At 75.9% G+C, this 9,410-nt stretch carries 11 protein-coding genes; 6 read left to right on the forward strand and 5 right to left on the reverse strand.

Annotated elements, in window-relative coordinates; translation table 11 throughout:
• Together AA75_RS06645 and AA75_RS06650 are read left to right on the forward strand one after the other, a co-directional pair.
• On the forward strand, positions 1 to 443 hold a 443-nt coding region (locus AA75_RS06645; protein WP_206743432.1), incomplete at its 5' end, for a YkvA family protein.
• Positions 444 to 545: 102 nt separating this feature from the next.
• The gene (locus tag AA75_RS06650) at positions 546 to 1,826 is read left to right on the forward strand and encodes a phosphodiester glycosidase family protein (protein ID WP_082526305.1); all 1,281 of its coding nucleotides are present in this window, start codon (positions 546 to 548) and stop codon (positions 1,824 to 1,826) included.
• On the opposite strand, the gene AA75_RS06655 is transcribed toward AA75_RS06650, so the two are convergent.
• A complete protein-coding gene (locus tag AA75_RS06655; RefSeq protein ID WP_033818848.1) occupies positions 1,813 to 2,340 on the reverse strand; it encodes a GNAT family N-acetyltransferase in 528 nt (175 codons plus the stop codon). The genes AA75_RS06650 and AA75_RS06655 overlap by 14 nt on opposite strands.
• 198 nt (positions 2,341 to 2,538) lie before the next feature.
• Here AA75_RS06655 and AA75_RS06660 point away from each other — a divergent pair, with 198 nt between their 5' ends.
• The 3 genes from AA75_RS06660 to AA75_RS06670 all read left to right on the forward strand — a co-directional run bounded on the left by AA75_RS06660 (position 2,539) and on the right by AA75_RS06670 (position 4,979).
• Positions 2,539 to 3,384: a lysozyme gene (locus AA75_RS06660; protein ID WP_033818849.1), complete on the forward strand. Its 846-nt coding sequence runs from the start codon at positions 2,539 to 2,541 to the stop codon at positions 3,382 to 3,384.
• A 63-nt stretch (positions 3,385 to 3,447) separates the two neighbouring features.
• A complete protein-coding gene (locus AA75_RS06665) occupies positions 3,448 to 4,533 on the forward strand; it encodes a hypothetical protein (protein WP_033818850.1) in 1,086 nt (361 codons plus the stop codon).
• Positions 4,533 to 4,979 (forward strand): hypothetical protein, encoded by a 447-nt coding sequence (locus tag AA75_RS06670; RefSeq protein ID WP_051811940.1) that lies wholly within the window; start codon positions 4,533 to 4,535, stop codon positions 4,977 to 4,979. Before AA75_RS06665 ends, AA75_RS06670 begins: the two co-directional genes overlap by 1 nt.
• 10 nt (positions 4,980 to 4,989) lie before the next feature.
• Here AA75_RS06670 and AA75_RS06675 read toward each other — a convergent pair whose 3' ends face one another.
• From AA75_RS06675 to AA75_RS06690, 4 genes are all read right to left on the reverse strand, one after another.
• Complete coding sequence (locus AA75_RS06675) at positions 4,990 to 5,892, reverse strand: Gfo/Idh/MocA family protein (protein WP_033818851.1); 903 nt, start codon at positions 5,890 to 5,892, stop codon at positions 4,990 to 4,992.
• Between the two features lie 126 nt (positions 5,893 to 6,018).
• Entirely contained in the window at positions 6,019 to 6,687 is a 669-nt protein-coding gene (locus AA75_RS06680) for an O-methyltransferase (protein WP_033818852.1), read from the reverse strand.
• Between the two features lie 90 nt (positions 6,688 to 6,777).
• Positions 6,778 to 7,473 carry a DedA family protein gene (locus AA75_RS06685; RefSeq protein WP_051811941.1) on the reverse strand — a complete coding sequence of 232 codons (696 nt, stop codon included), beginning with the start codon at positions 7,471 to 7,473 and terminating at the stop codon, positions 6,778 to 6,780.
• Between the two features lie 169 nt (positions 7,474 to 7,642).
• Positions 7,643 to 8,530: an SMP-30/gluconolactonase/LRE family protein gene (locus tag AA75_RS06690; RefSeq protein ID WP_051811942.1), complete on the reverse strand. Its 888-nt coding sequence runs from the start codon at positions 8,528 to 8,530 to the stop codon at positions 7,643 to 7,645.
• Positions 8,531 to 8,640: 110 nt separating this feature from the next.
• Here AA75_RS06690 and AA75_RS06695 point away from each other — a divergent pair, with 110 nt between their 5' ends.
• Positions 8,641 to 9,303, forward strand: coding sequence for a hypothetical protein (locus AA75_RS06695; protein WP_082526308.1), 663 nt, complete (start codon positions 8,641 to 8,643; stop codon positions 9,301 to 9,303).
• Positions 9,304 to 9,410: the final 107 nt, after the last annotated feature.

The raw sequence follows: 9,410 nt of genomic DNA on the forward strand, positions 1-9,410 counted from the left end.
CCCGTGAGGGGCCGGCCACCGGTGGTCGGGCCCGTACGCGGGAGGAGACCGTGATGGGCGCAGGGGTACCGGCGAAGGGCCGGGCCGGGCGGGGTGTGCGGGGGCTGGACGGCGCGGCCGTCGGCCGCTCGGCGTGGGGGCTGTACCGCGAGACCCGGCGGCCCGGAGCGCCCGGGCTCGGCGCCCGGGTCGCGGCGCTGCCGCGGCTGGTCGGGGACGTGCTGCTGCGCCGCTACCCCGGCGTGGGGCCGGGGAAGCTGGTGGGCCTCGGCCTGCTGGTCGGGCTGTACCTGGTGAGCCCGCTCGACGCCGTGCCGGACGTCTTCCCGGTGGTCGGCTGGAGCGACGACACCGCCGTGCTGGTGTGGTTCCTGGCCGGGCTTACCAGGGAGTCCGGACGCTACGTGGAGTGGCGCCGCGCTCCGGGGCCGGACCCGGTCTGAGCCGCGCCCGGCCCGGGCGGGGCCGGTCCGTACGGGTGGACGCCGGGGTGCGGGCGGTGAGCTTGCCGGGCCGGCCGGGCCGGGGCCCGCACAGTGTGCCGCATGAGGCAGCCCGCAGGCCGCGCCGCGGCCACCGGTACCGCGATCGTCCGCGCCCGGATCGCCACCGCGCTGGCGGTCTGCGCACTGGTCGCGGGGCCGGGTCTGCCCGCCGGGCCGGCCGCTGCCGCGGACGGGGCGGTGGAGCGGCTCGCCCCCGGTGTGGAGTACCGCGCGTTCGCCGTGCCGACCGCGCACGGCGGTGCCCGGGTGCACGTGGTGACGGCCGACCTGCGCCGCACCGGCGTGCGGGCGGGCCTGCTGTACCCGGGGGTGGTGGCGGCGCGCGAGCGGGTCTCCCGGATGGCCGAGGCGCAGGGCGCGCTGGCGGCGGTCAACGGTGACTTCTTCGACATCAGCGAGGCCGAGCACCCCGGGATCCCGGCGACCGGCGCACCGTCGGGGCCGGTGGTGGCGGACGGCCGGGCGCTGAAGGCGGCGGTGCCGCCGGGGCAGCGGTTCGGTGTGCCGCCGCTGCCCGGGGACAGCGAGTGGGAGGTGGTCGGTGTGGGCGTCGACGGGGTGGCCCGCACGGCGCGGCTGGTGCTGCGGGGGCAGGTGCGGACCCCGGCGGGGAGCAGCCCGCTGCGCGGTCTGAACCAGTACGCGCTGGCGGCCGGTTCGATCGGCGCGTTCACCGCGGACTGGGGCGGGGCCTCGCGGGCGCGCGCCGCCTGCGGCACGGACACCGACCGCGGCGGCCCCTGCACCGGCGACACCTGGGAGCTGACGGTCCGCCACGGCCGGGTGGCGGCCGCCTCCGCGACGGCCGGGAGCGGCCCGGTTCCACCGGGGGACCTGGTGCTGTTCGGGCGGGAGGAGGGGGCGCAGGCGCTGCGCGGGGCCGCCGTGGGCACCCCGGTCGGGGTGGACTACCGGCTGGTGGCCGACTCGGGCCGCCCGTTCTCCTCCGCCCTCGGCGCGCACCGGCTGCTGGCGGGCGGGCGGCCGCTGCCGGGGCTGGACCGGGAGGTGGCCGAGCCGCGCACGGCCGTCGGCCTGGCCCGGGGCGGCCGGGTCCTGCGGCTGCTGGCGACGGACGGCCGGGAGCACGCCTCCAGCGGGCTGACCCTCGGCGAACTCGCCGACCTGCTCGCCTCGTCGGGCTGCGAGGAGGGCGTCTACCTGGACGGCGGCGGCTCGTCCACGCTGGTCACCCGCGACCCGGGAAGCGGGCGGGTGGCCGTCCGCAACCGGCTCGACCGGGGCTTCGAACGCGCGGTCGCCAACGGTCTCGCGATCTTCCCCGGCCGGCCGGGCGCGCCGGCCGTCACAGGGCCTTGACCAGCCGTTCGAACCGCAGGTCGGGGCGGAGCGGGACGCCGAAGCGCTCGTCGCCGTACGGGAAGGGCGAGAACTCTCCGGTGCGCTCGAAGCCGCGCCGCTCGTACCAGGCGATCAGGTCGGCCCGCTGCTCGATCACCGTCATCTCCAGCCGGGCCGCGCCCCACTGCTCACGGGCCAGCCGCTCGGCGTGGGCCAGCACCTCGCGGCCGAGGCCGCCGCCCTGCCGCTCGGGCCGGACCGAGAACATCCCGAAGTAGGCGGCGCCCCCGCGGCGCTCCAGGTGGCAGCAGGCCAGCAGGTCACCGGCCCGCTCGGCCAGCAGCACCAGCGAGCCCTCGCGGGCGAGCACGGCGGCGAGCGACTCGGCGTCGGTGCGGCGGCCCTCCAACAGGTCGGCCTCGGTGGTCCAGCCGGCCCGGCTGGCCTCGCCCCGGTAGGCGGACTCGATGAGCGCCACCAGGGCGGGGACGTCCGCGGGACCCGCGGTCCGGAAGGTCAGATCGTTCGCCACGCCCGTACTCCTTCGTTCGGTCGTCGGCCCCGAGGGCACCCGCCGCCATGGTGCCACAGGCCTCCGCGGGCCCGTGGCGGTTCGCCGGACCGGCCCCTGGTGCTGCTGTCGGGTGCATGACTATCCTGCTCGCGGCACGGCCATGCACCCCCCACGCCCCTCCCCTGCCCCGCCGTGCCCGGTCGAAGGGAGTGCTCCATGCGAGTCCGCGCCTTACCGCCCACCGGCGGTCGAACGCTCCGCCGCACCGCCACCGCCCTGGCCTGCGCCGCCGTCCTGCTCGGCGCGGCCGGCGCCCCCGCGCAGGCCGCCGGCCGGCCCCGGCCCCCGCTCCACCCCGAGCTCGACCACGCCGGTTCCACCGTGGCGGCCCACGAGGGCGGGGCCACCGGCTCCCCCGCCCCGGAACTGACCGTCACCCAGACCCCCGGGCTGGACGTCTCCAGCTGGCAGGGCAGCGTCGCCTGGAGCACCGCCGCCGCCGACGGCGCCCGGTTCGCCTACGTCAAGGCCACCGAAGGCACCACCTACCTCAACCCGTACTTCGCGCAGCAGTACAACGGCTCGTACGGCGCCGGGCTGATCCGCGGCGCCTACCACTTCGCGCTGCCCGACGTCTCCTCCGGCGCCGCCCAGGCGACCTGGTTCACCGCCCACGGCGGCGGCTGGTCCCGCGACGGCCGGACCCTGCCGCCCGCGCTCGACATCGAGTACAACCCGTACGGCGCCACCTGCTACGGCCTCGGCCAGGGCGCGATGGTCAGCTGGATCCGCGACTTCAGCACCACCGTGCACACCCGCACCGGCCGCTACCCCGTCATCTACACCACCACCGACTGGTGGAAGACCTGCACCGGCAACAACGCCTCCTTCGGCGCCACCAACCCGCTCTGGCTGGCCCGCTACAGCAGCACCCCCGGCACCCTGCCGGCCGGCTGGTCGTACCGGACGATCTGGCAGTACGCCGACTCCGGCACCTTCCCCGGCGACCAGAACCTCTTCAACGGCGCCTACGACCGGCTCCAGGCACTCGCCAACGGCTGACCACGCCCGACCGCACCGGGGCCCCTGCGCGGGTCGGCGGGGGCCCCGGGACACAATGACCGCATGAGGATGATCATCACCCTGGCCGGGCTGGCGCTGCTCGGGCTCACCATCGCCAGCATCCTGCGCACCCTGGTGGTCCCCCGCGGCCTCTACTCGATCCTGGTGAACCGGCTCTGGGCGGTCCTGCGGACCGTCCTGCGGCTCGCGGCGGCTCCCTTCGGCTACCGCACGCTCGACCGGGTCCAGACCTGGCTCGCCCCGCTGATACTGGTCTGCACCCTCGGCACCTGGCTGCTCGGCACCCTGGCCGCCTACACCCTGCTGCTGTACGGCACCTCAGGTCTGAGCTGGAGCGTCTCCTTCCGGGAGGCCGGCTCCAGCCTCTTCACCCTCGGCTTCGCCAGCAACGACCGGCTGCGCCTGTCCGCTCTCGACTTCCTCGCCGCCGCCACCGGCCCGCTGATCATCGCGCTGCTGATCGGCTACCTGCCGACCCTGTACGGCGCGTACAACCGGCGGGAGGTGGAGGTGACCCTGCTGCAGACCAGGGCCGGCGAACCCGCCTGGGGACCGGAGCTGCTGGCCCGGCAGGCCCTGGTCGGCACCGAGACCGCGCTGCCCGAGCTGTACCGCAGCTGGGAGCGGCTGGCCGCGGACATCGGCGAGGGCCACTCCAACTACCCCGTGCTGCTCTCCTTCCGCTCCCCGCAGCCCAACCGCAACTGGGTGGTCGGCCTGCTCGCCGTCCTGGACGCCGCCGCGATGCAGCTCGCGCTGAGCCCGCGCAGCGCGCCACCGGAGGCGCGGCTGGTGCTGCGCGCCGGGTTCACCGCGATGCGCGACATCGCCGACGCCCTGCGCATCCCGTACGACCCCGACCCCGAGCCGGACGGCCCGATCCGGCTCAGCTACGCCGAGTTCGACGCGGCGGTGGCGATGGTCACCGCGTCCGGGTTCCCGGCCGAGCGCGCCACCGTCGACGCCTGGCCGCAGTTCCAGGGCTGGCGGGTCAACTACGAGGCGATCGGCTACGAACTCGCCCGCCGCAGCGACGCCGTCCCCTCCCTGTGGACCGGCCCCCGCGACTTCCCGTCCGCCCCGATCCCCCCGACCCGCCCGGCCGACCGCCGCCCCAAGACCGGCTGATGATCGATCACGGCGTTGCCCTGCCGCACCACCGCCTCCACGTCGTGCCCGCGGTCGTGGCACTGGCCGGCCCGTCGTGGCAGCGCGAGGTATGGCTGGACCCGGCCCGGTCCGAGGACCTCGACCACACCGTCCACGTGCTCTTCGACGACTTCTGCGATGCCGACGATCCCGCGCCGTGGCTGGGACAGACCCTCCGCACCCAGGAGGAGGTCGAACTGACCGCACACCTCGGCGCCGCCTACTCCGCGGTGCAGGACTCGCTCGGCGCCGACGCCCCGGACCAGGCGTTCCTGGACGCCCCGGGCTGGTCCGCCGTGGTCACGGCGGCAGCCCGGCTGGCCCAGGTGCTGGTGGCCAACGACCACCGGGCCCTGGTCGGGCTGCACGACGCCGGCCACCACTGGCCGCCCGGCCCGCCCGGCATCGGGCCGGCCGGCGGCTGACCACCGGGCGCTAGAGCTCCAGGCCCGCGCCCGTCGCCAGGGAGCGGTCGGCGGCGGCGAGGATCTCGCTGACCCGTGCGCCGAAGGCCGCGTCGCAGGCGTGCGCCGGGCCGCCCGCCGCCGCGCTGTGCAGGGCGTCCAGCGCGCGGGCGTACGCCTCGGCCGGGCCCTCGCTCCGGCCCGGCATCCGGGTCAGGCCGGCGGCGCCGCGCAGCTCCAGGGACACCCCGTCCACCGCCGCCGCGGGCGGGGTGGTCAGGCTCAGCGTGAGGGTGGAGCTGGCGCCCCCGGCGTGCCGCAGCACCAGGTGGACGGTGTCACCCGGGCCGCCGGCCGCGGTCACGTGCACGACGTCGCCGAGGACCGGCAGCAGCATCGACAGCGCGTGCGGGCCGACGTCCCAGAGGGCGCCGTTCTCCTTGCGCCAGGGCGAGGCCGCGTACGGGCTGTCCGGCGAGGTGAAGACGGCCCCCAGCCACTCGCAGCGGGCCGTGAACCAGTCCGCCTCGGCGGCCTGCGCGGTGAGCCAGATGGCCTGGTCGGCGTTGAAGCGCAGCGTGAAGAACACCACCGAGGCGAGTCCGAGCCGCTCGGTGGTCTCGGCCAGCCGACGGGCGACGGCCGGGTCCAAGGCGACCGGCTTGTCCAGCAGCAGGTGCCGCCCGGCCTCCGCCGCCCGGATCGCCAGCTCGCCCTGGACGGACGGCGGCAGCGCCACCGCCACCGCGTCGACCTCGGCGAACAGCGTGTCCAGGTCCTCGTACACCGGTACGCCGTGCGCACCGGCCAGCGCGGCCGCCGCCTCCGGCCGACGGCCCCAGACCCCGGCGAACTCCGTCCCCGGGTGCGCGGCGAGCGCCGGCGCGTGGACCCGCTGCGCCCACGGTCCCGTACCGAGCAGTCCTACCCTCATCGCGTTCCTGCCCTCATCTCGGTGGCTGTCCTCGTCGCGGTGATGTCTCATCCCGGCGGTGTCTCGTCCCGGCGGTGTCTCGTCCCGGCGGTGTCTCGTCCCGGGCCCGGCGGTCGGCTCCCGGGCTCAGCTCTCGACCCGGATCAGGGTGAAGCCGTCGTAGCCCTTGACGCCGACGGTCTGCACCGAGGTGGCGGAGACCCGCGGCTCGGCGGCGATCAGGTCGTGCAGCGTGCGGACGCCGCGCACGGCCGGATCGGTGGAGTCCGGATCGGCGACCTCGCCGCCGCGCACCACGTTGTCGACCACGATCAGGGCGCCGGGGCGGGTGAGCCTGAGCGCCCACTCGAAGTAGACCGGGTTGCTGGGCTTGTCGGCGTCCACGAAGACGAAGTCGAACGGCTCGACGCCCTGGTCGGCGAGGCGGGCGAGGGAGTCGGCGGCCCGGCCGACGATGACCTCGGTCCGGTCGGCGAGCCCGGCCCGCTCGAGGTTGGCCTCGGCCACCGCGGCGTGCGCCGGGTCGATCTCCAGGGTGACCAGCCGGCCGTCGGCGGGCAGCGCCCGGCCCAGCCAGATGGTGCTGTAGCCGCCGAGGGTGCCGATCTCCAGGATCCGCCGGGCGCCCCGGGTGACGGCGAGCAGCTGGAGCAGCTTGCCCTGGTTGGGTGCCACGTTGATGTGCGGCAGGCCCGCGGCGTCGGCCGCGGCGAGCGCCCCGTCGAGCACCTCGTCCGCGCCGATCAGCACCTCGCTGAAGTAGTCGTCGACTGCGGTCCACTGCTGCTGGCCCACGGCGGGCCTCCTCGTCGCTCGGTGGTCACGTGCGCACGTACGTCGGGCCCCGGAACCCGTCCGCGGCCCCTCCTTCAGTGGCGGGTGGGCTCAGTCCGCGACCGGCGCGACCGGCGCGGCCTCGACCGCCTCGACCGCCTCGACCGGGGTGCCGCTCTTGCCGCCGGACACCTCGGGGTGGCCGGCCCGGGCCTTGGCCGCCCGGCGCTTCATCAGCCAGGCCGAACCGGCCCCGACCAGGACGGCCGCCACCAGCCCGATCCAGGAGAAGCTCTTCAGCCACTTCTCGGCGACCTTGCCGACCTGGTAGACCAGCAGCGTGGTGCCGCCGGCCCAGACCACGCCGCCGAGCACGTTGGCGGTCAGGAACCGCCAGTACGGCATCCGCAGGGCACCCGCCAGCGGCCCGGCGAAGATCCGCAGCAGAGCGATGAAGCGGCCGAAGAACACCGCCCACATGCCCCACTTCTGGAACGAGCGCTCGGCGCTCTCCAGATGGTCCGGGCCGAAGTGCTTGGGGAACTTCCGTCCCAGCCGCTCGAACAGCGGCTTGCCGCCCTTGCGTCCGATCGAGTAGCCGATCGAGTCGCCGATGATCGCGCCCAGGATCGCGCAGATCGCCACCCCCCACGGGCTGACGTGGCCCTGCGCCGCCAGCAGCGCGGCGGAGACCAGTGCGATCTCGCCGGGCAGCGGGATCCCGAGGCTCTCCAGTCCGATGATCAGACCGACGATGGCGTACACCGCGGCGGGCGACACACCGTCGATCCACTGGTCGATGTGCAAGACGGACTACCTCCGTGGGCGTGGTGCAACAGCTGCCGTGACACCGGTAACGGCCCCACGCGTGCGGATACGGCGAGGCTCCCCCTGTCAGGGCAGCCTAACCGGTCCGCCCCTCGCCACCTGCAACGCGCCGGTCCGGGCGCCGGTTCCCGGGGTCCCGTCGGACCGGTCACCCGGGCGCGCCGGCCGGCCCCTGGGCGCGCGGCGCGGGGGCACGCGGCGCGGGGGCACGCGGCGCGGGAGCGGGCACCGCCAGCAGCCGCCCGCTCCGGGTACCGTCGGCCGCGCCCGGCCACTCGGCCGCCGTCACGTACAGGGTCCGGCCGTCCTCACCACCCAGGGCGCAGGAGAAGCAGCCGAGCTCCGACTCGACCCGGGCCAGCACCTCGCCGCCCTCCCGGACCCGCACGCACGCGCGGTTCGGCACGTCCGCGTACCAGAGCGCACCCTCGGCGTCGAGGCAGATGCCGTCGGGGGCGGAGCCCTCCACCGCGGCCCACACCCGGCGGTCGGCCAGGCTCCCGTCGGGCTCGATCCGGAACGCGGTGAGCCGGCCGGCGTACGACTCGGCGACGATCAGCGTCGAACCGTCGGGCGTCACCGCCATCCCGTTGGGGAACGCCAGGTCCCCGGCCACCCGGCGGACCGCGCCGTCCGGGGTGACCAGGGCGAGCAGGCCCGGCGCGGGCGCCTCCCCGGCCATCAGGTCGAAGCCGACGCCGTTGACGTAGGCGTTGCCGCGGCCGTCGGCCACCACCTCGTTCCACGGGCGGTCACTCAGCGGGCCGAGGTCGGCATGGGTCACCGGCGGGCCGTCCCCGTCCCGGCGCAGCAGCCGCCGGCCGCTCCCGTCGACGATCAGCAGCCGCCCGTCCGGCAGCCAGTCGATGCAGAACGGGAACGCCGGGACCCGCAGCACCACCTCGGGCCCGGCGCCGTCCGGGCCGACCGCGATCAGCTCCTGCGCACCCCAGTCGCACAGCCACAGCCGCCCGTCGTGCCAGCGGGGCGACTCACCGAGGACGAGACCGGTCAGCAGGGTGCGGGGCTCGGACACGGCAGGACTCCTCGGGCCGGGCGGGCGGGACGGGCGGATCGGCCGCCCTCCCATTGGACGACGCCCGCCCTGCCGGCCCACTGTCCGACACGGCTGCCACACTGCCGGGCATGGATCCGAACATGCACGGCGAAGCCCTGGTCGAGCGGGTGGTGGCGGCGGTCCGCCGCGACGGCTGGCAGTCCTGCGACGAACCGATGCCCGCCGACCCCGTCCCGCTGCCGCCCGAGCTCATAGACGCCCTCCGGCTGCCCGGCGGCCGGCCGCTGCCGCCCAGCCTGCGGCGCTGGCTGGCCTACGACTCGGCCTGGCTCTCCGCCCTGGGGTGGTACCCGGACCCGGCGGCGCCCGCCCTGGACGGCCGCGCCCTGTCGGACACCACCGACCTGCTGTACGGCTTCGACGGCGCCGAGGCGGTCTGGTCGCAGATGTTCACCGAGTTCGAGACGCTGCTGCCGGGCCGCTGCTTCCCGCTGGCCGGCGGCAGCGACTCCCGGCGGCTGCTCTACGTGGGCGAGCCGGACTCGCTGGGCGAGTACCCGGTGCTGGTCACCGACATCGACGACCTGCCGTACGTGGCCGTGATGTACCCGGGCCTGGACGTCTACCTCGCCCACCAGGCCGGCGTGCTCGACCTCGACCTCGACACCTACACCGACCTGACCGAGCACCCCGAGTACGGGCCGCGGATGCTCGAGCACGCGGAGCGGACCGGCCTGGGACCGGAGGGGCTGGAGATCCAGGACCTCTACGCCGATCAGGACTTCGGCTGATCCGGGGCGCGGCCGGGCGGGCCGGCCGCGTCACCGGGCGTTGAAGGTCACCGGGCGTTGAAGTAGGTGGCCTCGGGGTGGTGGATCACGATCGCGTCGGTGGACTG

Source organism: Kitasatospora sp. MBT63 (assembly GCF_000710465.2).
GTDB lineage: Bacteria > Actinomycetota > Actinomycetes > Streptomycetales > Streptomycetaceae > Kitasatospora.